At 62.6% G+C, this 25,128-nt stretch carries 21 protein-coding genes and 1 pseudogene; 11 read left to right on the forward strand and 11 right to left on the reverse strand.

Annotation, left to right across the window (positions count from 1 at the left end; genetic code table 11):
• Positions 1 to 26: 26 nt before the first annotated feature.
• The 3 genes and pseudogenes from CGK93_RS18790 to CGK93_RS18800 all read right to left on the reverse strand — a co-directional run.
• Positions 27 to 277, reverse strand: a pseudogene (locus CGK93_RS18790) (recombinase family protein); the annotation flags it as partial.
• 297 nt (positions 278 to 574) lie between these two features.
• Positions 575 to 1,135 carry an RNA 2'-phosphotransferase gene (locus tag CGK93_RS18795; protein WP_089596125.1) on the reverse strand — a complete coding sequence of 187 codons (561 nt, stop codon included), beginning with the start codon at positions 1,133 to 1,135 and terminating at the stop codon, positions 575 to 577.
• Between the two features lie 48 nt (positions 1,136 to 1,183).
• Positions 1,184 to 1,540 (reverse strand): hypothetical protein, encoded by a 357-nt coding sequence (locus CGK93_RS18800; RefSeq protein WP_089596126.1) that lies wholly within the window; start codon positions 1,538 to 1,540, stop codon positions 1,184 to 1,186.
• Positions 1,541 to 1,893: 353 nt separating this feature from the next.
• Between CGK93_RS18800 and CGK93_RS18805 the strand changes: the two genes are divergently transcribed.
• The 3 genes from CGK93_RS18805 (at position 1,894) to CGK93_RS18815 (ending at position 4,394) form a co-directional block, all read left to right on the forward strand.
• Positions 1,894 to 2,310 carry a hypothetical protein gene (locus CGK93_RS18805; protein ID WP_089596127.1) on the forward strand — a complete coding sequence of 139 codons (417 nt, stop codon included), beginning with the start codon at positions 1,894 to 1,896 and terminating at the stop codon, positions 2,308 to 2,310.
• A 161-nt stretch (positions 2,311 to 2,471) separates the two neighbouring features.
• Positions 2,472 to 3,920, forward strand: coding sequence for a hypothetical protein (locus tag CGK93_RS18810; protein ID WP_089596128.1), 1,449 nt, complete (start codon positions 2,472 to 2,474; stop codon positions 3,918 to 3,920).
• 126 nt (positions 3,921 to 4,046) lie between these two features.
• On the forward strand, positions 4,047 to 4,394 hold the full coding sequence (locus CGK93_RS18815; protein ID WP_089596129.1) for a hypothetical protein: 348 nt from the start codon (positions 4,047 to 4,049) through the stop codon (positions 4,392 to 4,394).
• 1,371 nt (positions 4,395 to 5,765) lie between these two features.
• Here CGK93_RS18815 and CGK93_RS18825 read toward each other — a convergent pair.
• From CGK93_RS18825 to CGK93_RS18840, 4 genes are all read right to left on the reverse strand, one after another.
• Complete coding sequence (locus CGK93_RS18825) at positions 5,766 to 6,101, reverse strand: hypothetical protein (protein ID WP_232481399.1); 336 nt, start codon at positions 6,099 to 6,101, stop codon at positions 5,766 to 5,768.
• Positions 6,102 to 6,406: 305 nt separating this feature from the next.
• The gene (locus tag CGK93_RS18830) at positions 6,407 to 7,084 is read right to left on the reverse strand and encodes an NUDIX hydrolase (RefSeq protein ID WP_089596132.1); all 678 of its coding nucleotides are present in this window, start codon (positions 7,082 to 7,084) and stop codon (positions 6,407 to 6,409) included.
• A complete protein-coding gene (gene nth / locus CGK93_RS18835; RefSeq protein ID WP_089596133.1) occupies positions 7,081 to 7,875 on the reverse strand; it encodes an endonuclease III in 795 nt (264 codons plus the stop codon). The genes CGK93_RS18830 and nth overlap by 4 nt, the downstream gene beginning before the upstream one ends.
• A gap of 11 nt (positions 7,876 to 7,886) precedes the next feature.
• Positions 7,887 to 9,434, reverse strand: coding sequence for a hypothetical protein (locus tag CGK93_RS18840; RefSeq protein ID WP_089596134.1), 1,548 nt, complete (start codon positions 9,432 to 9,434; stop codon positions 7,887 to 7,889).
• 470 nt (positions 9,435 to 9,904) lie between these two features.
• On the opposite strand from CGK93_RS18840, the gene acs reads away from it, so the two are divergent.
• The 4 genes from acs (at position 9,905) to CGK93_RS18860 (ending at position 15,102) form a co-directional block, all read left to right on the forward strand.
• Positions 9,905 to 11,944, forward strand: a complete 2,040-nt coding sequence (acs, locus tag CGK93_RS18845; protein WP_089597590.1) for an acetate--CoA ligase — start codon at positions 9,905 to 9,907, stop codon at positions 11,942 to 11,944.
• Between the two features lie 166 nt (positions 11,945 to 12,110).
• Positions 12,111 to 12,899, forward strand: a complete 789-nt coding sequence (locus CGK93_RS18850) for a DeoR/GlpR family DNA-binding transcription regulator (protein WP_089596135.1) — start codon at positions 12,111 to 12,113, stop codon at positions 12,897 to 12,899.
• Between the two features lie 99 nt (positions 12,900 to 12,998).
• Positions 12,999 to 13,739 (forward strand): ABC transporter ATP-binding protein, encoded by a 741-nt coding sequence (locus tag CGK93_RS18855; RefSeq protein ID WP_089597592.1) that lies wholly within the window; start codon positions 12,999 to 13,001, stop codon positions 13,737 to 13,739.
• Positions 13,732 to 15,102 carry an FtsX-like permease family protein gene (locus tag CGK93_RS18860; protein ID WP_232481400.1) on the forward strand — a complete coding sequence of 457 codons (1,371 nt, stop codon included), beginning with the start codon at positions 13,732 to 13,734 and terminating at the stop codon, positions 15,100 to 15,102. Before CGK93_RS18855 ends, CGK93_RS18860 begins: the two co-directional genes overlap by 8 nt.
• Before the next feature lie 26 nt (positions 15,103 to 15,128).
• Here CGK93_RS18860 and CGK93_RS18865 read toward each other — a convergent pair whose 3' ends face one another.
• Together CGK93_RS18865 and CGK93_RS18870 are read right to left on the reverse strand one after the other, a co-directional pair.
• Entirely contained in the window at positions 15,129 to 16,148 is a 1,020-nt protein-coding gene (locus CGK93_RS18865) for a LacI family DNA-binding transcriptional regulator (RefSeq protein WP_089596137.1), read from the reverse strand.
• Between the two features lie 14 nt (positions 16,149 to 16,162).
• Complete coding sequence (locus CGK93_RS18870) at positions 16,163 to 17,362, reverse strand: Gfo/Idh/MocA family protein (RefSeq protein WP_089596138.1); 1,200 nt, start codon at positions 17,360 to 17,362, stop codon at positions 16,163 to 16,165.
• 211 nt (positions 17,363 to 17,573) lie between these two features.
• Here CGK93_RS18870 and CGK93_RS18875 point away from each other — a divergent pair, with 211 nt between their 5' ends.
• The 4 genes from CGK93_RS18875 to CGK93_RS18890 all read left to right on the forward strand — a co-directional run bounded on the left by CGK93_RS18875 (position 17,574) and on the right by CGK93_RS18890 (position 23,186).
• On the forward strand, positions 17,574 to 18,536 hold the full coding sequence (locus CGK93_RS18875) for a carbohydrate ABC transporter permease (protein ID WP_442856999.1): 963 nt from the start codon (positions 17,574 to 17,576) through the stop codon (positions 18,534 to 18,536).
• 26 nt (positions 18,537 to 18,562) lie between these two features.
• A complete protein-coding gene (locus tag CGK93_RS18880; protein WP_089597596.1) occupies positions 18,563 to 19,465 on the forward strand; it encodes a carbohydrate ABC transporter permease in 903 nt (300 codons plus the stop codon).
• A 45-nt stretch (positions 19,466 to 19,510) separates the two neighbouring features.
• Entirely contained in the window at positions 19,511 to 20,851 is a 1,341-nt protein-coding gene (locus tag CGK93_RS18885) for an ABC transporter substrate-binding protein (RefSeq protein WP_089596139.1), read from the forward strand.
• A gap of 130 nt (positions 20,852 to 20,981) precedes the next feature.
• The gene (locus CGK93_RS18890; RefSeq protein ID WP_089596140.1) at positions 20,982 to 23,186 is read left to right on the forward strand and encodes an alpha-galactosidase; all 2,205 of its coding nucleotides are present in this window, start codon (positions 20,982 to 20,984) and stop codon (positions 23,184 to 23,186) included.
• A 151-nt stretch (positions 23,187 to 23,337) separates the two neighbouring features.
• On the opposite strand, the gene aroQ is transcribed toward CGK93_RS18890, so the two are convergent.
• Together aroQ and CGK93_RS18900 are read right to left on the reverse strand one after the other, a co-directional pair.
• Positions 23,338 to 23,802, reverse strand: a complete 465-nt coding sequence (gene aroQ, locus CGK93_RS18895; protein WP_089596141.1) for a type II 3-dehydroquinate dehydratase — start codon at positions 23,800 to 23,802, stop codon at positions 23,338 to 23,340.
• A gap of 94 nt (positions 23,803 to 23,896) precedes the next feature.
• Positions 23,897 to 25,081 (reverse strand): MarP family serine protease, encoded by a 1,185-nt coding sequence (locus tag CGK93_RS18900; RefSeq protein ID WP_089596142.1) that lies wholly within the window; start codon positions 25,079 to 25,081, stop codon positions 23,897 to 23,899.
• Positions 25,082 to 25,128: the final 47 nt, after the last annotated feature.

Consider the following 25,128-nt stretch of genomic DNA (forward strand, 5'->3'; position numbering starts at 1 on the left):
TGTCAGGGGTCCCCTGGCCGTCAGGCATCGGCAATATCCCTGGCATCAGATAGAGAGCGTGCCATCCGGTCGAGCTTGGTCATCACGAGCGTATCGCCGGCCGGCAGGCTGCCATTGCTTCGCGGAGGCCCAGGCGCACCCTGTTCGTTCCCGTCAGTCCGTGATCGACGATGATCTGCTTTTCGTCAACGCCAAGGGTAAGGAGGGCGTTTCGTTGGGCGGTCAGGTCCTGCTCGTTCGTCGAGACCCGGGCATAGCCGATCTTCATTCGCGTCATAAGAACGTGGTTGCAGTAGTCCCCCCGTCACCGTGCATTTCATCGTGCGGGTCATACGTACATGGCCTTGGCCAGCAAGCGCGCGGAACATGACGGCGGGATTCCCAGGCACGGAGCGCGACCGGCTTACGGGCGGACGTGGATCGCCTTCGGTGGGGATGAATCTTCTTGGTCGATAGAGATAGGTACCAAAGTGCTTGACCGAGAGCACCCAAACCTGAGCCGCGCTCCCGGTATCACCAGGCTTGACCTGCCCGGGTTGAGGCCTCTCTTACTAGAGCTAGGCCAGTGAAGCTATTAGTCTTTCCATGCCGAAAGGACCGAGACGTACTTCGCGGGAACGCTGTCCGCCAGCCATACTTTTTCGCCACCTTGGTAGAAGCTGATGTGCTCTCCGTGAGCGGCCGCACTGTCAATTAGAAGGACAACCGGCTCAGTATCCTTTCGGTGTCCTACCTGCTTGGCCATTTCGACGTCCTCGGAGAGGTGAACGTACTGGCGTCGCATAGGTCGCAAACCCTCGGATTGAATAGCTTCAAAGCTTTCTCTGGACGTCCCATGAAACAGTTTTTGAGGTGGACTTTCTTGTGCCTTCACTATGCGGGCAGGGACACTGTGACCGTAGAAAGCTCGAATGCGGTCACCACGGAGTTCATGACGTCGTTTAGGGGAGGACAGAAGCATGCCCTCCAGATCGGTGACTTCAAGGTTCACCCAATCAGTGGACTCTTGCCGGAGCGCCTGAAGAAGATCCTCCACAGACGTCCACCCTTCCTCATCCAGCTCCAGTTCGTAAAGCCACGGCTCGTGGCGCAAAGCATGCGATACAGCCCGGCTGAGCCTCGGGTAGTCGGTCATTTTGCCTCGTGCTTTCTGCGGTTACTTCCGAAGCGAACGGGCGGGCGGTCAGCGAAATTCAAGCATGTCGTCGATGGCTGAATGAAGCCATGCTGCGAAATCAGGAAATCCTCGGTCACCACGTGATTCCCATCCTGGGTCGGCGAAGTCATGCACGATCGAGATCTTGCCTGTTGAGAGATCCCAGCACGCCACGTCATCGTTGTCCTCGCGTCTCGCGAGCGGGACCAATCTGCGGTTTGGATAACGGTTCTTCAGCCCCTGGTGGCGCTCGCGTAACCGCTCATCAGTCAGTACGAACCACGGCTCAAGATAGATGATTTCCATGGTCACAAATCGGATGAAGTCCGATGGATACTCAAATCCAGCGGGCAACTCCGAGACGGTCAGAAGTGTCTCACTCATCAGTTTCCTATCCGTCCTGTCACCGCAGAACCCTTGGGGTCTGTAGGGAGCATTCTGCTTCCGAACGCAACCTAGCGGCATCCCCGACATTGCAGTACGACCTCATGTATTAACGCATGCCACGCCATGCCCGTTCGAGCTCTGTCTCCGAAAGTGCCACCGTAGTACTGAAGTGCGATACGAGCAGTGTGCCCGATAGCGCCTTGCTCTCCGCGAAGCGCGACTTTTCTAGGGCTCTCAAGGTTTGCAGAGTGCCCGGTAAAGGATCGCCTTACGTATGTCTGCTTTGCACCCAGCGCTACAGTTGACCGGGCCACGCGATTCATCGGACATGGCGGGTAGGGAGGCCGACGTTGGGAAAGTACTTTGAGCATGAAGTTCTTAGGGGCTTCTACCTGGAAGACAGCTGGGTATTGGACATCAATGCAAGTCGAGGGCAGCTTGTCATCACCGCGGAGTTCGTACTGACCGAGGAACACCCCTCTAATGCCCCGGCACGCCCCGGAGAGCAATACTGCTACCGCAAGGGGGTGCTGGTGTTCGATGGTGTAACAGATTTGACCTGGACGGGTCAGCTCAGTTCCCGGCCTTCGCGTGACCCTGACGGCTCAGTTGACTACGGCAATATCGACTCACTCATCATCGAGGGAGACCACTACACCGTTGAAGGAGGCCTCGGCACAATCGAACTCCACGCTGCATCCATCCGCGTGGCACTGGTCTCGGACGGCACGATCCTCACTTCGCCCGGCACCGCTGCTGACCTCTAGCCCGCGTCCGGTGAAGGACCGGCTTACGGGCGCATCGATCAGGTGTGTGTAGGTGTCTGCTGTTTTTCGCTGTGGCTGGCTTGTGGGACTCTTTATGAGTTCAGGCTCTAGGTATCAGCCGCTTTACGCCTGACCCATGACCCTGCTTAGGAGCCCACGAAATGCCACCACGACAGAGTCCTGCCCAGAAACTTGCTGCCAAGCTACTGCTTAGTGGGGAATGGGCGCCGGTCACCAACACAATCGGCTTTCTTCAACGACCTCTTGATGAAGCCGTTGTTGAGTGGAGGCAATGGGCTCAAGAGAGCTATTACCAGCCGGCAGCTGGCTTCGGGATCACTGAATACCGGGGCGCTCTGAGGGAGTTACTGGGTAAGTTGCTGCCGCTGGGCTACGGTCAGCGCTGGCTTCTGTTGGAGACGACTAACCCCGAGTGGACAGCTGTCATGGAAAACACCCACGACACCGCGAGCCGGGGACCCATAGGGGAGAACTTCGCTGCAGCACGCGGAATCACCACCGTCCAAGTGAAGGACGTCCCGAAAAACATTAAGCGCATGCCGGATGAGCCTGCAAGGGGACGGTGGGGAAGCCGGAGCCTGTCGATCTATGACGAGAACGGCTTCCGCAGGGGCCTTAGTCTTGAAGACTTCGAACCCTGGCAGTTCAGCGAAAACGGAGAGCCATATGACTTTGAGGACACGGAGCAGTACCTACTGCCGCGGCCTTTGGACTGCTTCCCTCACGAGACATTGGTTGATATCTGCAGGAACTTGGGTCTTGACCCCTTCGAGGAGGACTTTTACGTACCGAACGGGCGGGCGTTCCTTATCGAATCGCTCCATCAACCAGCCGGTGACGAGCCATGGGCCAAAAGGTACACCTTGGCTGAGGCCAGAGCCGGATATGAGGACCTTGAGCGCCCCAGAGTTGATGACCCCATCCAAGGGAATGCACTATATTCCTTGGGCTCTGCAAACCCGAACCCGGACGCTGTTTATCCTTCGCTGGGGTATAAACCGTTGCGTACGCCAACACCATGGGACGAAGCCCTGAAAGAATTCGAAAAGAGCGTTCAGCGCTACAGCAGCTACCCTGCATCGGCATCGCTAAGTGAGGGGCTGGAAGAGTATGGCATCCTCGCTTCGCCCACCTATGCCACAGGTGGGACAGGTAGCGAGAGCATCAGCGTGAGCGCCACGCCACCCCTGCTTGAAGCGCCACCGGAGATTCGGGAATACACGGCAGCGTACGCGGTCCTCCAATGGAGACAGGCCAATGGCAGATCCACCTCAGAGTTCTACCCCAACCGGAAGCAAATGGCCATCATCCGGCAGCTGTACAAAGACAACGACCTTTACCCCTTCGACGTACCCTCGGACCAGGTGTACCGAACACTAGCCATCGACAAAATGGTCCGCGACGTCACCGACCTCAATATCACCCACCAACTGGTGGACTGGGAAACCAAATCAGCCGCCGGAACACCCGCTGAAAAAACCCAAACATACGACAGAAGGAACAATTCCTGCGCCTGGGAAATCCGGAAGATCATCCAAGATCAAGAACAACTCATCTGGAACCCTCAAATCGACGACCGACAGCACTGAAACGCCCAACAGGGCAACGGTCCTGCCCAGAAGTCCACTTCGCCAGTAACGCCATGCACGCTAAGGGATCCCTAAGCGTGCAGCTGCCTAGGTCCTTGCGCATGCCGAGTGTGACAGCATGTGGTTATGAGCGCGCAACTTGAGGTGCCGCGGTTGGAGGACTTGAATGATCTCGGAATTGTGATCGAGCCGTCTAGCCAGCCGTGGGTGGTGTCAGTGATGGCTTGGGCGAACGACGGGAGTGCGGTCGAGCTGACCTGGGACGAGATAGCGGGGTCAGCAAGCATCCGTTGGGTTAACGGTGACGAACTGAGGCTTGCTCTTGAGCGGGAGACCGCATCGAAGATCTCCGTGCGTGAGGAGTCTGGACGCATAGAGTTCCGACTGTGGTCCCGCTGTGAGGGACTGGGCGGGCTAATGACCGTTCAGGTCGGCGAGCACGTGACGGTACATGACACGCTTCTGCGGACATAGCGGCAGTCAATCAGCCCTGACTAGTAAGGCTTGGACCATCTCTGAGACGACGGGATAGGGGCGGAACGCTCCGTGATTATCACTCGCATGATGGAGCGGGACTTCCGTGAAAGTATTAATTCCGGGACCCGTGGAATACCCATCGATATCTTCCCTGCAATGGGATCAGGCCGGACGTGACTGGCGGGAGGCGTGCCGTGGTGAGCAAAGACGAAGTCATCCGTAAGTTGCTCGTATCTGGCCTGGCCGACTGGGTTTCATTGCATGGCGTCGTGTGGTGGGGCACTAGAGGCACGATTACCCCAGATACGAAGCAGGTAGTTCTGGACGTCCTTCACTCCGTTTATTCGGAGGGGCTCATGGTGCCTGGAGAGCTCGGGGAGACGGGTTTTGAGGATTGGGCGCGGCCGTCAGAAATATGGGTGATTCGGTCAGAGATGGCACTTGACGCTCTGGAGTGGCGACCAATGGGTGAGGGCTTTTGGCTGCGGCTAACGCCGCACGGCAAGACCCTCGGGCACCAATATGAAGCCGAAGGAGAGGACCTCTCGGATTAGTAGTGGTTCCTTTGGACAACTTGGTGGCGCAGCCGGGACCGTTCATCAAATTATGCGCCCATAAGCCGGGGTCTCCCGACGCTTCAAGCGTCCGGTAAGGGATCCTCTACCGGACAGCGAAACCGAGTATGGCTTGAACTCGCGCCATCGGCTGCGAAGAGAAATCGCGGCTGGAGGAAAGAGATGTAGGGAGCCGTGGTGCCCTAAGGGCTAACGGCACACGGCCGGAACATCATCAGCCGAGCGAATTTCGGCGCCGCCTCTGCCGCCGGGTTGATATTCGCACCACTCCTCTGCGGAGGCTTGTACGGCAACCCAAACTATAGGGGCGGATGCTGCTACAACGAGGATGATGGCCAAGCCCGCCCATACCCACGTTCTTCGGCCGGTGACGCTTCGTCGCATCATCACGAATGCCACTAAGCCGGCCAAAAAGGTTGCCAGAACGGCGCTGACTTGCAGCGCCTGGTTCGACGTAGCCCCGGTCCCGGTGAGTACAGACGTGATGGTGGCCCCAGCGACAAGAGCGGATAGAATCGCGGGCAGAACTGCCAATAAGCAGAAGATCGTAGTCAGGACCACGGCTAGACGTGGTCGATCAGGTCTTACCCTGGCAAATTCGGTATCCAATATTCCCCCAAGTGTTCGTTGCCCGACGCTACCAGACGACCGCCCCACCCTGTTCTGCATCAGGCAGCTCACTTCGTCCCGTAAGCGGTGGCTAACGAGCGTCTCCGCGTCCGATTGGGGATCCATTACCGGGCGCAGCACCCGACCCGACGGGCCCTTGATTCGGCTGGCATGACTTGGCTGTTTAGCCGTCAGAAACGAGGACGTTCTCGTGAATCTTCGTCCAGCCGCTGGATTCCAGTTCCTTGGTGTTGTAACCGTCAGCGACCAGGATTGAAGACTCCTGGTCGGGGCCGCTGGCCCTGACCAGCTCACCTTTTGTCGCATCAGTGCATCCGGAGTACCAACCAGACCCATCAGTAGGGACCGTGATGATGCAAGCACGCGGCCCTTCATTGCCCTGCCCCACGAAGTACTTCTTCCCATTGGCCTCTGCAACAAGGAGTACCTTGTCCAGCTTCACGTCGTTGAGTTTGACCTCTCCAGGAAGCTCATCCGACGCGGTTGGTGTTCGTTCCAAAACCTTCAGGCTGCCAGAGTCTGAACAGCTGCTCAAAAGGAGCCCGGCTGTGAGTGTGGCTGTAACTAATGCAAAAGTGCGGTTTTTGATGGCGCTGCCCCCTCAGGCTTTTGTTGAAATGCCATCGTATCCACACTCAGAAAAGCGTGGCTGGCGTCCGCCTTGATGACAGCTTCGAACGATGCCCGGTAAGGGATCCCCCATGGTCCACAAATTCGAAATGCAACCCACTTCTGACATTCAGTGCAGTCAGCTTCTGAAAATGACAGCTGTTCAGAACCGTCACGCTGCGGGGGCCCCTGCTGTTAGAGATCGACGTCGCGGACTTTGTCCGTGTCCCAGGGGACGGTCCATCCGAGTTCGTCAAAGAGCCCGCTTAGGACCATCCCTGTGAATCCCCAGACCAGCACGCCGTTCACGGTGAAGCCGGGGCTGGTGTAGGTGCGTCCGAAACGGGAAATGGTGGCCGTGACCCGGTTGACGGGATCCAGGAGGTCGCGCACCGGCACCCTGAACACCTGCGCGGATTCGGCGTAATCTACTACGCGGACAGGCGACGGCGCGTCCCACCAGCCCAGCACGGGTGTCACACGGAAATTGCTGCGGATCAGTCCAAGCTCTGGGATGGTGCCGAGAACGCGGACACCGCTGGCGTCCAGCCCGGTTTCTTCCACGGCTTCCCGCAACGCCGCAGCCACCACCGACTCATCCTCCGGATCCACCATGCCGCCGGGGAAGGCTACCTGGCCGGGATGGTCGTCAAGGGTGTGTGCCCGCTCCAGCAACAGGACGTCGAGGTCGGCCGGTGCTATGGGGCGCCCGGACTCAGCCGGCACGTCATCCAACACGCCAAAAAGCATGAGTACGGCGGCGGGCCGGTTGGTTTCCGGGAGGACGGGCAGCCTCTCCCACAGGGCAGAGTGCTGCTGTTCGCCTGCTTCGAAGCGGGTCACCAGCGCCGACAACTCTTCAAGCGCGGTCACCCGGGCCTCCTTTGCGATTCCATGCGGATTTCCGCGGCGCGGTGGGTCTCCGCCAAAAGCTGCTCCAGCAGTGCCTCATTTCCCGGGGCGAGCTCGTACTTCAGGAGCTTGGCTGCTTTGACCGGGTCAGTCTCGCCGTCGCCGTAACTGGGACAGAGACTGGCCACCGGGCAGGCACCGCATGCAGGTTTCCTGGCATGGCAGACCCTTCGGCCGTGGAAGACCACCCGATGCGACAACATGGTCCAATCCTTGGGTTCGAACAGCTCGGCGACGTCGAACTCGATCTTCACGGGATCATCGGAGGCCGTCCACCCAAAGCGCCGGGCCAGTCGTCCGAAGTGCGTGTCCACCGTGATCCCGGGGACGCCGAAGGCATTACCAAGAACCACGTTGGCCGTTTTCCGTCCGACGCCAGGCAACGTCACCAGGTCTTCGAGCTTGCCCGGGACCTCGCCGTCGTACTCATCCACCAGCCGGTTGCTGAGTGCCAGGACGTTCCGCGCTTTGGCCCGGAAGAAGCCGGTGGGCTGAAGGATGGTCTCCAACTCCACGGGATCAGCCTCTGACATGGCCCGCGCATCCGGGTACCGGGCAAACAGGATCCTGGTGACCTGGTTGACCAGCACATCGGTGGTCTGGGCTGACAGGACCGTGGCCACCACCAGCTCAAACGGGTTGCGGAAATCCAGCTCCGCGTGCGCATACGGATACTTTTCAGCCAGGACCCGGTTGATCTTGCGGGCCCGGCGTTTGAGTGCGAGCAGCGAACCAGCTTCAGCGATGGCCACGGGATCCCTGCTTAACCGCGTTCGATGTTGCTGAGCTCCCGAAGAACCCCAACCTTGCCGTCAGTGTCCTGCACCAGGAATTCGTGGCCCCGGTCCTCCAGCGCGAGCACCCAGCCACCGGGTTCAATGGTGAAGGCAGGAGCTCCCGAGTATTCGTCGTACGCGGTCCTGGGCTGGGCCACAGCGAACCAGAACGCCTCATACTGCGGGGAATCCGATTCTTCCGGACGGCTGGCCGGGTCCACGGTGGCACCGATCGAGTCACTGACTCTCCGGGTGTCGCCGGAAACGATGGGAGTGGCCATCGTGGCAGCCCATGGCTGTTGGGCGGCGGGTTGCTGGGCAGCAGGCTGCTGCGCTGCTGGCTGCATGGTGTGCTGGGTAGTGGCGGGCTCAGCGGCCGCCGGGCTCTGACCGGCTTCCGTCGCTGCCTCAGCACCCTTCTCGACCTCCTGCGCCGGAGTAGGCGCGGAAGAAGGAGCGCTGGGCCCGGCCGGTGCTTGGCTCGTCGCGGAACCAGCCGGTGAGGGGCTGCCCACTTCTGCTGTCTTACTTTCAGGTGAAGGACTGTCGGCGGAAGACTGGCCTGCAGGAGTGCTGCCTGTTGAGGTCACGTCCGCTGAATGCACGACGGCGGGAGCCTCCGTTGCGGCCGACGGCGCAGCACCGTGGCTGGCTGGCGGAGCGAACGGGCTGGAACCGGCGGCACCAGCACCAGCGGAAGCGCCGGCCCCTGAAGTAGCCGCGCCGGGCGCTCCAGTAGACGCGGCAGCAGCTTCCGCGCCGGGAACCTGGAATCCGGCTGACTGCGAGCCGGAAGCCTGCGACCCGTGAACAGACACGCCCGGAGCCTGGTGTCCGGGCGTCGATCCCTGGAAACCTGGCGCCGGAGCGGCCGCGGACGTTCCTGCGGGCGTGGGAGCTTTAGGTTCCTTGGGTGCTTTGGGTGCGGCAGGCTTGCGGCTGGGCACAGCGGCTTCTCGGGCAACAACGTGGGCCGGCGTTTCGGTGCGACCCTTGAAATCAGCCGACAGCCACGGAAGGTGCGGAGCAAGGACGGTCGCGGCCAGGAGGCCCACAGAGCCGATCAGGCCCAGTAGGACCCCGCCGTTGAAGGAGTTGGCGATGGTCAGGAAGAAGAGCGGGAAAGCGAATGACGCCGTGACGGACGCGAACTGGTCCACTGAAAGCGAACCTACGCGGACGATGGTTCCCGGCTGCAATCTGCGGGCAACGAGGAGCGCCACCACAACCAACGGCAGAATGATGCCCAGCAGCAGGAAGAACAGGTTTCCAAGGTTCCAGAGGTTATAGCGCTCTCCGAACATGGGCAGCAGGGACGCGACGAACATCAACAGCGTGGAGCCGAAGACCGTCAGGTCACGGATGGTGAACGGCCCTGCGACGGCGTCGTACTTGGCGGCGCCGTTCTTGGCAGTGCCGTTTTTGGCGGCGTCAGGATTCCCAGCAGCGTTGCCACCTGGTGCGGTGGCCGTTCCAGCCGTGATGTCCGGTCCCGTCCGGGGTGAGTCGTGCGGGCCTGGGCTCAGCTGGTTCATCTATTTCTCCTTCGTACGGCGGCGTCCTGGGCAGTCCGGACAGGTGACCCCCGCAGGATTCCGCGGAAAACCGGCCACGCTCGAGGTGCGTCCCAAGACTTCTTCAGCCTATGCCACCCCACTGACAGGGTTCTAGCTGAAAACGGCCATCCGGCTTCGCCCACAGCAAACTCCAAGGCCCCTTACAGATAGTGACCGGCTTCGGCAGCGCATACTACGGCGGGAGGGGGCCGCCGTCGTGCGTCATGTAAACGGTTCCCGGGCGCCGGTGCCGCCATTCGTCGCTAAATCGGCGCCGCTCGCTGGCGCGTTTGTGACCACGCACACGTAGGACCTTCCAAAGCGATAGTGTTGATGGCGGACAGCACTCTGCGGACCTTTCGGGGAGACGTTCGACGCCGACGACGGCCCGGGCGGGAACCTCGCGGCAGGTTCCGCGCAGCAAAGATCGATGAATGATGAGGTTCACCATGTCCCAGGACACCACCGGATCCACGGCCACCGCTGCAGCTTCAACTGCTCAGAACGGGGCACACGTCGAGGCGCTTGAAAACCTCCTCCACGAGAACCGCAAGTTCGCGCCGTCTGCAGACTTCGCCGCAAACAGTGTGACAAGCGCGGACGCCTATAAAGAGGCAGAAGCAGACCGTCCTGCATTCTGGGCCAAGCAGGCCCGCGAGCTGTTGACCTGGGACAAGGACTTCACGGAGGCCTTGGATTGGTCCAACCCGCCGTTCGCCAAATGGTTCGTCGGTGGCGAGGTCAACGCCGCGTACAACGCGCTGGACCGCCATGTGGAGAATGGCCTGGGCGACCGCGTCGCCATCTACTTTGAAGGCGAACCCGGGGACACCCGCACCTATACGTACGCGCAGCTGACCGAAGAGGTCAAGAAAGCCGCCAACGCTTTCGAGTCCCTCGGCGTGGCCAAGGGCGACCGCGTGGCCGTCTACCTGCCCATGATCCCCGAGGCCGTCATCACGCTGCTTGCCTGCGCCAGGATCGGCGCCGTGCACTCAGTGGTGTTCGGTGGCTTCTCCGCAGACGCCCTGCGCTCCCGGATCGAGGACGCGGAAGCCAAGCTCGTAGTCACGGCCGATGGCACCTACCGCCGCGGGAAGCCCAGCGCCCTGAAGCCGGCCGTGGACGAAGCCCTCTCCAAAGAAGGTCACACTGTCCAGAACGTTGTTGTGGTCAAGCGCAACGGCGAGGACGTCAACTGGGTGGAAGGCCGCGACCTCTGGTGGAGCGACACTGTAGACGCCGCAGAGAAGGAGCACACCGCCGTCGGGCATGACTCCGAACACCCGCTGTTCATCCTTTACACCTCCGGCACCACCGGCAAGCCCAAGGGCATCCTGCACACCACCGGCGGCTACCTGACCCAGGGCGCCTACACACACAAGGCTGTGTTCGACCTGCACCCGGAAACGGACGTGTACTGGTGCACCGCCGACGTCGGATGGGTCACCGGCCACTCGTACGTCACCTACGCGCCGCTCATCAACGGCGCCACCCAGGTCATGTACGAAGGAACCCCTGACTCCCCGCACCAGGGCCGCTGGTGGGAAATCGTGGAGAAGTACAAGGTCTCCATCCTGTACACCGCACCCACTGCCATCCGGACGTTCATGAAGTGGGGCCGGGACATCCCGGACAAGTACGATCTCTCCTCCATCCGCGTCCTGGGCTCCGTGGGCGAATCCATCAACCCCGAAGCGTGGATGTGGTACCGCGACGTCATCGGCGCCAACGCCGGCAAGAACGGCGAAAAGAAGGACCACCCCGCCCCGATCGTTGACACCTGGTGGCAGACAGAAACCGGCGCGCAGATGATCGCCCCGCTTCCCGGCGTCACAGCCACCAAGCCCGGTTCCGCCCAGGTTCCGCTGCCAGGCATCGCCGTGGACGTAGTGGACGAAGCCGGCCAGCCAGTGGCCAACGGTGAAGGCGGCTACTTGGTTGTCCGCGAACCGTGGCCGTCCATGCTGCGCGGCATCTGGGGCGACCCCGAGCGCTTCAAGGACACCTACTGGTCCCGCTTCGAGGCCATGTACTTCGCCGGCGATGGCGCCAAGAAGGATGAGGACGGCGACGTCTGGCTCCTGGGCCGCGTGGACGACGTCATGAACGTCTCCGGCCACCGCCTCTCCACCACGGAAATCGAGTCCGCGCTGGTCTCGCACCCGTCCGTTGCGGAAGCAGCCGTTGTCGGCGCCGCTGACGAAACCACCGGCCAGGCCGTCGTCGCGTTCGTCATCCTCCGCGGTGACGCCGTGAACAACGGTGACGAAACCGTCCTGGAACTCCGCAACCACGTGGGTAAGGAAATCGGCCCGATCGCCAAGCCCAAGCAGCTGCTGATCGTTCCGGAACTGCCCAAGACACGCTCCGGAAAGATCGTCCGCCGCCTCCTCAAAGACATCGCAGAAGGCCGCGACACCGGCGACGCCACTACCCTGGCAGACCCCGGCATCATGCAGCAGATCGCGGATTCGCTCCGCAAGTAAGTAATGTACGACGGCGCCGCTCACCTCCCGGGGTGGGCGGCGCCGTCGTGCGTTAATGCAGGTACGTGACGACGCCGCGACCCGATGAGCCACTGGGCGGAGGGGCCGCGTCCTAGACTGGAGCCAGACTCAGCCCCATGTTTGACGAAGTTCCAGAAAGGCCCTGATGCTTCAGGCAGCACGCCACTCCGCCATCATCGACGCCGTCCAGCGTGAGCGCGTGGTCCGGGTCTCTGACCTCGCGCAATTGCTGGGGGTCTCCCCCATGACCGTCCGGCGGGACATCGAAGCACTGGAGGAAACCGGCCGCGTGGAACGAATCCACGGTGGGGCCAAGCTGCCCGGCGATGCGAGCACCCATGAGCCGGGCTTTGAGCTGAAGTCCACGCAGCTCACCGCGGAGAAGCATGCCATTGCCGTCGAGGCCGCCTCGATGGTCCAGGAAGGCATGGCGATCGGCCTCAGCGCCGGAACCACCACGTGGGCCCTTGCCCAGGAACTGGTCCACGGCCCCCGCATCACTGTGGTCACCAACTCCGTGCGCATCGCCGACCTCTTTCATCACGGGTCATCCTCAGGGCCCGCCCGGTTCGGCTCCACGGTGATCCTGATCGGCGGAGAGCGCACGCCGTCCGATGCTTTGGTGGGACCGATTGCTACGGCCTCCCTCAAGCAGCTCCACCTCGATGTCCTGTTCCTGGGCGTCCACGGCATGGATGCCCAAGCCGGTTTCACGACGCCGAACCTGCTGGAGGCAGAAACTGACCGGGCCTTCATGACGTCCGCACGGAGCACCGTTGTGTTGGCTGATCACAGCAAGTGGGGAGTGGTGGGCATCGCCTCGATCGCCCAGCTGGAGGAGGCCGACGAGCTGATCACGGATTCGTTGCTGGGTGAGGACGCCCGACGCGTACTGGCCGAGAATGTGGCCAAGCTGAGGATCGCAGGAGCCTAGCCCAGCTACTTGGGTCTCATACCCCGGGTGGAGGCGTGGCCGCAGAGTTCAGCCGCGGGACTGACGCCGGCGGAGGTGCCCTTCGGGGAAGCTGGATTTATGAACGCCATCCTCCACGCCCAGCAACTCACCAAGCATTACCCCGGCAGCATTGCGCTGGACCACGTCGACTTCACCGCGAACGCCGGCGAATCCATCGCGATCATCGGACCCTCCGGTTCGGGCAAGACCACCCTGCTGCACTGCCTCGCCGGGATTTTGAGGCCCGACGCCGGTTCGATCACCTTAAACACGCCAACGGCACCTTTGCGCCTGGATACTCTGGGCGACGCAGCGTTGTCCCGCCTGCGCAGGGAAGAGTTCGGCTTCGTGTTCCAGCAGGGCATGCTCCTGCCGGAACTGACCGCCGTGGAGAACGTTGCCCTGGCGCTGATGCTCAACGGCACAGACCGCGCAACCTCCGAGTCCCGTGCCGCCGAATGGCTTGCAGCATTGGGCCTGGCCGGCATGGAGCAGCGCCGCTTGGGCGAGCTGTCCGGCGGACAGGTCCAGCGTGTAGCCATCGCACGGGCACAGGTCACGGGCGCCCGGGTTGTCTTTGCGGATGAGCCCACCGGTGCCTTGGACTCGACCACCTCCAATGAAGTCCTGGACGTCCTGCTTCGCTCGGTCGCAGCCAACGGGCGCACGTTGCTGGTGGTCACCCACGATCCCAACGTGGCAGCCCGATGCCAGCGCGTGGTGGAGTTGCGCGACGGCAGGATCGTGGCGGACAGCGGCAGGCCGGTTGCCCCCGCGGCACCGTCCACCAACAGCTTCAAGGGTGCCTTCAATGTCTAGTCTCTCCATGGCCCTCCGACTCACCCCGTACCTGGCACGAAGCAACGGCAGCAGTCTCCGGGAAACAGGCCTCCGCGACGCCGGGTTACCGGTCCTCGCCTTCGGAACAGTCACAGCCCTGCTCCTGACCGTGGCCGGCGGCTCGCAGGTTTTCTGGTCCTGGTCGGACGACATCGCAGGCACCTACCAAGCTCTAGCCGTCGTCGCCATGGTTTTGCTCATCATCCCGCTCCTGACGCTCGGCGCCTCGGCCGCCCGACTCGCCGCCCGCCGTCGTGATGACCGCCTGGCATCCTTGCGCTTGTTGGGCGCGGACAGCGCCACGGTGGTCTGGATGACCGTCATCGAGTCCACGGTGCTGGCGGCAGTGGGCGCGCTCGCGGGTGCGGGGCTCTACGCCTGCGCTGCGCCATTCCTGGGGCTGATCCAGTTCCGCGGCCAGGCCATCGCCGGCCACGCCTGGCTGTCCGTGCCCTCCATCCTCGGCTGCATCCTGGGTGTCTGTGTGCTGGCCGCGGCGAGCGCTGCCCTGGGACTTCGCAAAGTTGTGGTCACCCCGCTGGGCGTCAGGACCAGGCAAACGGCCGACGGCGCCCATTGGGTTCGCGGACTCATCGCGGCTGTTGTGGTGGTGGTCGGCGTGATGGCGATGGGTATGCTCAGCAGCTTTGGCGCGTTCATTGTGATCATCGCCGTTATGGGCGGTTGCTTTGGCCTGGCATTGCTGGCGTTGAACCTGATGGGTCCGTGGATCCTGAGGTTGCGGGCGTCCTCGCAGCTCAAGCGGGCCAAGCGGCCCGAGCAATTACTGGCAGCGCGGACTGTGCTGGAAAGCCCCAAGGAATCGTGGCGGCAAGTTGGGGGCGTCGCGATGACCAGCTTTGTGGGGGTGTTCGTGGGCGTCGGCATGGCTGTGGCCGACACCATGGGCGGCAGCGCCGCGGATGAGACTGCCTTGTTGGTCCGGGACATCAACACGGGCGTGATGATCACCCTGCTGGGTTCGTTCCTGATGGTGGCGTGTTCAGCGGGTGTGAACCAGGCAGCTGCGGTGCTCGACCGGGCTTCGACGCTGGTGGCCTTGGATCGTGTGGGCATGCCGCGCAAGCTCATGGTGGCGTCGCGGGTCAAAGCTGTGATGTCGCCGCTGTTTCTGGTGGCCGGCATTTCGGCGGCGGCCGCGGCCGCGCTGGTCCTGCCGCTGACGGGCATGGTGTTGTTGACCCAGCCCGTGGTGTTCCTGACCATCGGCGGAGTATTCGCCGCCGGTTTCCTGCTGGTCCGTCTGGCCGTCGCTGCCGGGACGGCTCAGATCAGCCAGGTCCTGGCCCGCCCGGAGCGCTACGCGAGCATGGACTCGTAGCCGCCCGCCGCCGTCGTAACCTCCCGCTATTTGCAGCCGCAGGACTGCCGGATGATCAGCTCGGTGGGCAGGATGTGGTGCTGTGGTTCCTCGGCGCGGCCCTTGCCCACCAGAGCCCGAACTGCGGCTTCGGCCATCAGTTGGACCGGCTGGGCCACCGTGGTCAGTGCGGGCCAACTGTATTCGGAGTCCAAGGACCCGTCGAAGGACACCAGCGCCATGTCCTCGGGCACCCGGACTCCGGCCTCGTGGAAGGCCCGGAGGATGCCGATGGCCTGCATGTCGTTACTGGCAAAGATCGCAGTGGGCCGGTTGGCCATGGACAGGAATCGTTTGCCCACTTCGTAGCCGCCGGGCCGGGTGAACGGGCTGTGCAGCATGGGCCCATCCGGCAGGCCCGCTTCACGCAGCGTGGCCAGCCAGCCAACTTCGCGTCCGTCCAGTTGGTTGCCGGTGTTGGTGCCGATGGCCAGTCCGATGTTCGTGTGTCCATGGCCTATCAGGTGCTGGACAGCGGCCCGGCCGCCGGCTTCCAGGTCCACGCCAACGCTGGCGAATCCCGGCGGGGATCCTACGTTGTTCAAGAGGACTGACGGGATTTCCGAGGCCTCCAACTCCGTGACATCGGGGTCGAACACACAACTGGCCAGGAAAACTCCGTCCACTTGGCGTGCGGCCAAGGTCCGGATGTTCTTCCGCTCGCGGGTCAGGCTGCCATCCGAGTTGGTGAGCACCATCCCGTAGCCCAGCTCCGATGCCGCCTCTTCCACGGCATGGGCCAGGTGCGTGAAGAACGGGTTGGTGTTATCCGGCACCACAACGCCGATTGTCTCGCTGGAACCCAGCTTCAGCGCCCGCGCCGCAGCGTTGGGCCGGTACCCCAGGACACGGATGGCATCGCGCACTTTGGCTTCCGTGGCCGGTGCTACGTTCTTGGGCCCGCCGTTCACCACATAACTCACGACGGCGGTACTCACCCCGGCGTACCGGGCCACGTCTTTGCGTGTAACCGGGCCGCGCGGGGTTTGTACTGCTGTTGTCGTCATGAGGTAAATGCTAGCTACTCCACGGGAGCATCACCGAAGTCGCGGATGGGAAGCCGTTCCCCACCACGGAGTGCGGATTCGTGGGCGACGATGCCGGGGAGGGTGAACCGGGCCGCCACCCAGGCGTTGACCGGCGGAAGCGTCCGGTTGTTGACGGCCGTCACAAAGTCGTCCACCAGGAATTGGTGGCTGCCTTCGTGCCCGTTGGGTGCGCCCAGGAACTCGTTGGGCAACCGGGACTGATCGTGAACCGGTGCAAGGCCTGAGATGAAGGCATCCCGCAGTTCCGGTGCCACGTCTGCCAGCGAGGGATCATCGGCGGACATTGTCGGTTTGGTTTCGACCTGCCCGGACACGTCCTGCACCGAAGACTTGTCCTGCCACACGGTGGTGGTGGCGAGTTGTTCAAAGCTGGCGTCGGTGCCAAAGAAGCGGAAGCGTGATTCCCGGATGTGCGAGGGGTAGCCGACGCGGCGCATCTCATTGGTGCGCATCGCACCGCCGTCGTTCATTTCGAACAGCGCAGTGGCGTTGGAGAAGTCGTTGGCGAACATGCTGACTTCCTTGTCGAAGACGCCGTCGCCGCGCTGGTCCTTCACTCCGATGCAGCTGACACTGACCGCGTGGCCGGGCACAGCACCAAGGACGCCGCCGATTGCGTGGGTCGGGTAGAGCATGGGCGGGTAGCTGGCAGTTTCCTTCCAACGCTCTCCGCCGCTGTACTGGTAGGCCTCGTAGAATCCCAGGTCCATGTCGTGGACGTAGTCACCCTCTGTGTAGAAGATCCTGCCGAATTTGCCGGCGGCGTGCTGCTGGCGGGCGAACACGGTGGCGGGGTTGTAGTAGCTGGTCTCCCCCATCGCGTACACAAGCTTGGTCTCGCGTACGGCTTCGATGATCCGGGCGATTTCTTCTTCGGAAATGGCCATCGGCACGGCTGAATAGACGTGCTTTCCAGCGCGCAGGGCACGCTCGACCAAGGGCCCGTGGGTCCACCGCTGCGTGAAGATGGCGACAGCATCGACGTCGGACTCCAACAACTCCTCAAAGCTGCCCTTGACGCCATCCAGGCCCCAGCGTTCCTGGGCTGCAGCTGCACGCTCGGGGAGTTCATCCACTGCGTAGACAGCGCTGACGCCCGGGTGGAGCTTGAACAAGTGTGCGAACTGGCTGCCGAACTGCCCGGCACCCACAACACCGATCGAAAACGTCATTGTTTGCCTTTCCTGAAGCTGCAGGCGCAGCTTGCGAAGCGTCCCTTTTGGGTTCCACATGAGTCTTCCACCGTGATCTACACGAGTCAACAGATAGAACAGATTCGAACATTTCTTACCAAATTTTCCAGCAATGTCTTGCGCTTTCCAAATCTACTCGTGTAGATTCACCTCCAGTTGTTACCCATATCACAGTCAGGAAGGGTCGACGATGACCACGCTAACCAAGCAACCCCGGAAGGCTTCGGGGCGTTCCGGAGGCAACCACGGACGCAAGCTCCAACCTGTTAAACGCAGCATGACCAGCCGCCTCGGCGACCTGAAAATCGCACTCTTCTTCATCTTCCCGGCCGTCATCGGCTTCGTAGCTTTCTTCCTGATCCCCACCATCCGCGGCATTTACCTCAGCTTCACGGAATACAGCATCCTGGGTGAGCCCACCTGGATCGGGATCAAGAACTACACCGCGATCTTCGCCGATGAACTGTTCTGGAACGCCATGGGTGTCACCCTCCAGTACGTCGGCCTCAACATCGGCTTCCAAACCGTCATTGCCTTGGGCCTGGCCCTGCTGATGCACCGCGTTGCCAAGTCCACGTTCGTCCGCGGCGCACTGCTGCTCCCGTTCCTGGTGGCCAACGTCATCGTCGCCCTCCTCTGGTTCTGGATGCTCGACTACCAGCTGGGCATCGTCAACGAAGTCATGAGCTGGGTAGGGCTTCCCCGCGTAGCCTTCTTCGGCAGCGAGCAGTGGGCCATTCCCACCATCGCTTTCGTGAACGTCTGGCGGCACATGGGTTACACCGCGCTGCTGATTTTCGCGGGCCTGCAATCCATCCCCAACCACCTCTACGAGGTAGCAAACCTCGACGGCGCGTCCCCCACCAGGACGTTCTGGAGCGTCACCATGCCGTTGCTCCGCCCCGTGTTGGTGTTGGTGCTGGTAGTCACCGTGATCGGTTCCTTCCAGGTGTTCGACACCGTGGCCGTCACCACCAACGGTGGCCCAGTCAACGCCTCCCGCGTGATCCAGATGTACATCTACCAAAAGGCCTTCGGCGAGTCCGACTTCGGCTACGCCTCCGCCCTGTCCGTGATCCTCTTCGTCATTCTCGCCCTGGTGGCCTTCGTGCAAATGAAGTTCCTCAAGGGCAATGAATCGGACCTGGACTAAGCCGGATGTGGACAAAGGAAACCGCCATGACTACCTCAACCATTTCCCGCAAGAAGCCCCTCAACTGGCGCCGGATCGGCGCGTGGGTGCTGGTCGCCGTCGCCCTTGCCATCACCATCGCACCGTTCCTGTGGATGCTGCGGACGGCACTGTCCAGCAACAGTGCGCTGGCCTCCAACGCCGGCAACCTCCTGCCGGCCGACTTCAGCTGGGGCGCGTTCAAACGCGTACTTGGCCTGCAGACCACCGAAGAAGCAATCGCCGACGGCGGCTCCGGTGCGGCCATCAACTTCTGGCTCTACCTGCGCAACTCCATCATCTTCGCCACCATCACCACAGCCGGCCAGGTGTTCTTCAGCGCGATGGCCGCCTACGCCTTCGCACGGTTGCGCTGGCCGGGCCGGAACAAGGTGTTCGCCGTCTTCCTGACCACCATGATGGTTCCCCCGATCTTCACGGCCCTGCCCAACTTCCTCATGATCAAGAACCTCGGGCTGCTGAACACCATGGCCGGAATGTCCCTGCCCTTCCTGTTCATGACTCCGTTCGCCATCTTCTTCCTGCGCCAGTTCTTCCTCAGCATGTCCCGCGAGGTGGAGGAAGCGGCAATGCTCGACGGCGCCAAGCACCTGCGCATCTTCTTCCAGATTGTGCTTCCCAACGCCGCCGCCCCCATCGCCACCCTGGCGCTGCTGACCTTCATCGGTCAGTGGAACGAATATTTCTGGCCGTTGCTGGTGGGCCAGGACGAGAACGTCCGCGTGCTCACCGTGGGGCTGAGCGTCTTCAAGTCACAGTCACCGCAAGGCGCCCTGGACTGGTCCGGGCTCATGGCCGGAACCCTCGTGGCTGCGCTGCCGATCTTCCTGCTGTTCATCGCCTTCGGCAAGAAGGTAGTCAACTCCATCGGATTCTCCGGAATTAAGTAATCCCTCGCTGAAACCCCCTCTGTAAAACCCCCTGAAAGGTTCGCTATGAAGAAAACCCTCGGCGTCGCCGCTGCTGCCGCCGCCATCGCCCTGACCCTGTCCGCCTGTGGCGGTTCCTCCCCTGCTTCCACCGATGCCAAGGGTGAGATCAACTACTGGCTCTGGGACGCCAACCAACTCCCGGCCTACCAGCAATGCGCTGACGACTTCACCAAGGCCAATCCGGACATCAAGGTCAAGATCACCCAGCGCGGATGGGACGACTACTGGACCACCCTGACCAATGGCTTCGTGGCCGGAACAGCTCCGGACGTCTTTACCAACCACCTCTCCAAATACCCCGAGTACGCAGCCAAGAAGCAGTTGCTCTCCCTGGATGAGGCGGTGGAAAAGGACGGCATCAAGCTGGACGCGTACACCAAGGGACTCCCGGAGCTTTGGGTAGGCCAAGATGGCAAGCGCTACGGCCTTCCGAAGGACTGGGACACCGTGGGCCTGTTCTACAACAAGGCCATGACTGACGCCGCCGGAATCACCGCAGAGCAGATGGCTTCGCTTGACTGGAACCCGAAGGACGGCGGCAGCTACGAGAAGACCATTGCGCACCTCACCGTAGACAAGAACGGCAAGCGCGGCGACGAAGCAGGGTTCGACAAGAACAACGTGGCCACCTACGGACTGGGCCTGACTGGCAGTGGTTCCGGCCAGGGCCAGACCGAGTGGAGCTTCCTGACCGCCACCACAGGCTGGACCGCAACGGACAAGAACCCTTGGGGCAGCAAGTTCAACTACGACGACCCCCGCTTCCAGGAGACCATCGCCTGGTGGGCCGGCTTGGTGGAGAAAGGCTACATGCCCAAGCTGGAGACCACCGTTGGTGCCAGCATGCCGGACAGCTTCGGCGCCGGAAAGTCTGCCATCAACACCAACGGCGACTGGTTGATCGGCCAGTACCAGACCTACAAGGGCATCGAAACTGCCTTCGCCCCCACCCCCAAGGGTCCCAACGGCGAGCGCGCTTCCATGTTCAACGGTTTGGCCGACTCCATTTGGGCCGGTACCAAGAACCCGGGCGCCAGCGTCAAGTGGGTCGAGTACCTTGGCTCCACCGCTTGCCAGGACGTAGTGGCCAGCAAGGCAGTGGTGTTCCCGGCTCTTACCAGCTCCTCCGAGATTGCCGCCAAGGCCTTCGCTGACAAGGGCACCGATGTTTCCGCCTTCACCACCCATGTGAAGGACGGCACCACGTTCCTCTTCCCCATCGCCGACAAGGCGGCCAAGGTTGACGGCATCATGAAGCCGGCCATGGACGCCGTACTCTCCGGCAAGAAGCCCGCGTCCTCATTGACCGAAGCGAACAACCAGGTCAACAACCTCTTCAAGTAGCCCCACCCCGTTCCAGCCACCCGTTGTGGGGCCCGCTCTGCGCCCTAAGTTCCTCGCGAAGCGTGCAGGGCGGGCCGCACAACACACGCCGTTCAGGCTCAGAGCCCTCGATTCGAAAGCGACTCCACACATGCACCCGCTCCATCTCCGTTCCGCAGGCACCAGCCTGGTGATCAGCACCCACCGCGGAGAGGCTGAGATCACCCACTGGGGAGCCGATCTGGGCGACACCCTGCCTGACCTATCGATCCTCAGCGAGCCCATCCCGCCGTCCTCGATCGACGCCAACGTCCCTGCCGGGCTCCTCCCCCAGGCTTCGTCGGCCTGGCAGGGCAGGCCCGGGCTCCGCGGCCACCGCATCACCGACGGCGTTCCCGGCTTCAATTTCTCAGTTCGCCTGCGGGTGCGGAGCGCGACGACGGACGGCGGCGCTGCGGGCGGGTCCACTGCTGTGATCGTCCAGGCAGACCCCGACGCCGGCATCACCGTGACCAGCACCCTCACCTTGCATTCGGGCGGACTGCTGGAAATGCGGCACACAGTCACCAACGACGGAACGTCGCCCTACCAGGTTGATGAGTTGGCGACGATGCTCCCGGTGGCGCCTGACGCCGTCGAACTTTTGGATTTGACCGGGCGTTGGTGCCGTGAGCGTCACCCGCAGCGCAGGCCCATCCAGCAGGGAACGTGGGTCCGCACGGGGCGGCACGGCCGCACCGGGCACGATTCGTCGCTCCTGCTGGCTGCTGGAACTGCGGGCTTTGGGAACCGGCACGGCAAGGTGTGGGCCACGCATCTTGCATGGAGCGGCAACCACGAGGAATTCGCGGACAGCGTTGCTGATGGGCGCACCATGGTGGGCGGCTCCGAGCTTCTGGGCCCTGCTGAAGTGGTCCTGCAGCCCGGTGAAAGTTACACCACTCCTGCACTGTTTGCCGCCTACTCAGACCGCGGTCTGGACGGCATCAGCGAGGCGTTCTACGCCTGGTTCCGTGCGCGGCCGCATCATGTGGGCGCGCTTTCGGGCAAGCCCCGCCCAGTAGTCCTCAACACCTGGGAAGCGGTGTACTTCGACCACAACCTGGACACCCTGATGGAGCTGGCCGAGTCTGCTGCCGACCTCGGCGTGGAGCGCTTCGTGCTCGACGACGGCTGGTTCCGCGGGCGCCGCGACGACCACGCCGGGCTGGGCGACTGGTATGTGGACGAGACCGTGTGGCCTGGCGGACTGACGCCGCTCATCGACGCGGTGACCAGCCGTGGCATGGAGTTTGGGCTGTGGGTTGAGCCCGAAATGGTGAACCTGGATTCCGACATCGCCAGGGCACATCCCGAATGGATCGTTGGGCCGTCAGCCGCTTCCCACAAGGACGGCGGCAGACTGCCTCTTGAGTGGCGGCAGCAGCACGTGATCGACCTCGTGAATCCGGAGGCGTGGCAGTACATCTTCGAACGCATGGACACTTTGCTGCGCGAGAACGACATCAGCTATCTCAAGTGGGACCAGAACCGGGACCTCGTAGAGCACGGGCATGCAGGCCGGGCCTCCGTTCACGAACAGACCTTGGCCGCGTACCGGCTCTTCGACGCCCTCCGTGCGGCCCACCCGGGGGTGGAGATCGAAAGTTGCTCCTCCGGTGGCGCGCGCGTTGACCTGGGGATCCTGGAGCGGACGGACCGCATCTGGGCTTCGGACTGCAACGACGCCCTGGAACGCCAAACCACTCAACGCTGGACCGGTATGGTGGTTCCGCCGGAGCTGGTGGGTGGGCACATTGGTCCTACGACGTCGCACACCACGGGGCGGACGCACCACCTCTCCTTCCGTGCCATCACTGCCCTGTTCGGGCATTTCGGCATGGAGTGGGACGTACGCTCCGTCACCGGGGCGGAGCGTGAGGAACTCAAGCGCTTCATTGGCCTCTACAAGGAACACCGCGGCCTCATCCACAGTGGACGAATGGTCCGTGCCGACCTGCCGGACGAGTCGTTCATGCTCCACGGCGTTGTTGCGGACGCTGAAGGGCTCGACGCCGGGACACCGGTTGGTGCCACAGCTGCACTTTTCGCTGTGGTCAGGACCCGGACAGGGTTCGCCGAGCAGCCCGGACGGGTTACCATTCCTGGGTTGGACCCTGCGCGTTCATACCGCGTGGAGGCGGTCTTCCCCGCACCGGGGGATGCCGACTACGGGCACACTTTCACTGAGGCGAAACCTGCGCCGTGGTTGGCATCCGGAGCCGAAGCGACGGGCCTGTTCCTGGGCGAAGTGGGCCTCCCCATGCCGGTCTTGAACCCTGAGCACGCCATCCTGCTGCGGTTCACGGCCCTCTGACGCTCGCTCACATCCCACGGGCTTCAACCGGACGCTCTTCCACATCCCACGGGCTTCCCGGGAATCCTCTTCCACATCCCACGGGCTTCCCGGGAACCCTCGCTCACATACCAAGGGCTTCCCGGGAACCCTCGCTCACCTCACGCGTGGTTTAGACGGCGTCCGCCAAGTAGTCGATGGCCAGCTTGTAGCCAAGCACCCCCGCACCCACGATGATCGCGGTGCAGACGCCCGACAAGTACGAGTGGTGGCGGAACTCTTCACGCTGGTGGACGTTGGTGATGTGAACTTCGACGGCGGGCAGTTGCACCGCGGCCAGGGCGTCACGAAGTGCCACGGAGGTGTGCGTGTAGGCCCCGGCGTTGATGACAATCCCAACGGCCGTCCCACGTGCGGCGTGGATCGCGTCCAGAAGATCGCCCTCGTGGTTCGACTGCACGCAGTCAACTGTGAAGCCGTGGGCTGCAGCCGCCGACATGGCGAGTTGCTCGACGTCGGCCAGTGTTGCTGTTCCGTACTTCTCCGGCTCGCGGGTGCCAAGAAGATTGAGGTTGGGTCCATTGATCACAAGGATGGTGCCGCGACCGGCTTCGGTGGCGGGAGTGGCTTCAGTCATGGCTCCCAATCTATAGCGGCACGGGAACGCACGGTAACTATGCCCGTTCCGTGAGCCGTGTCAGCCCTGAGACACCCACCATGCGGGAGAAACCCTACTTACGTGTGCACTGACCAGGCGAGACCGGGCTGCTGAGTCCTGAAGCCTGCGCCGCTACTGGCTCCAGGTCTGCCATGGTGAGGGCAAAGCCGAGGGCGGCATCGGTGGTGGTCTTGGCGAAGATCAGCCCGGCCACCTCGCCCTGCATGGTCAGCAGCGGACCGCCGGAGTTGCCCGGCTGGACATCACCGGCCAGCTTGTAGACCAGCTCCGGAGAGGGATTGTCGCCGTAGATGTCCGGGACAATGATGGTCGATATTCCTTGGACGGTGGCCGGCTTTGATTGGAAAGGCCCGCCGTGCGGATACCCGGCGAAGGCTGCTGGGCTGCCTTCGGGCAGGTCGGCACTCATCGGCAGTGGGCTGGACTGCAGTCCGTCCACGGCCAGGACTGCGATGTCCCGCTGGGGGTCGAAGTACACCACCCGACCCGGCAACGCACCGCCGTCGGGAACTTCCACCACCGGCTGCGACACGCCCGCCACAACATGCGCGTTGGTCACGACGCGCCCGGGCGAGACGACGAATCCGGAACCGGTCTGGTTCTGGCCACATTCAAAGGCTGTACCCGCGATCTTGAGGACGGACTCGGCCGCCTGGTTCAAGGCAGGGGTGTCCGTTGAGGCGTTGGGGACGGGCACCGGGGTCACGGGGCCGATGCCCTCGATGAGCTTGGGGATGCCATCGCCGATCACCGTGGACCGCAACTGCGCCATGGTGCTCTTGACGGGCGTGGGGGTGATGGTGTCGATGTAGCGGATCACGCGGGAGCCAGCCAGCTGCTGCGAAACAAAAGGCACACCCAGCGAACTGATGCTGAACGCCAGCATGGACATGACCAGCGCCGCCACCACCACGCTCACCACGCCACCGATCAACCGGTCAACGGCGTGCAGCGGCTTGATCCGCACGGCGTGGCGGATCTTGCGTCCGATCATGGTTCCCAGCCCATGACCCAAAGCAATAAGCACGACGGCGGCACCCACCGTGGCGGTCAGCCTCCAGCCGCTGTCCGTCACCCATCCGCTCACCAGGGGCACGGCGACGAAGGCCGCGATGGCGCCGACCACAAATCCAGCAATTCCACCCAGCGTGACCATAAAGCCGTTGCGCAGGCCATAGATCAGGTAGGACAGCAGCATCAAGATCAATGCCAAATCCAATATCGTCAAGCCAAACACCAATGCTCCTCATAGCCGGGTAGCGCCAATTGTAGTTGCGGACCCTG

Origin of the sequence: Arthrobacter sp. YN (genome assembly GCF_002224285.1) — a bacterium.
Classification (GTDB): Bacteria; Actinomycetota; Actinomycetes; order Actinomycetales; family Micrococcaceae; genus Arthrobacter.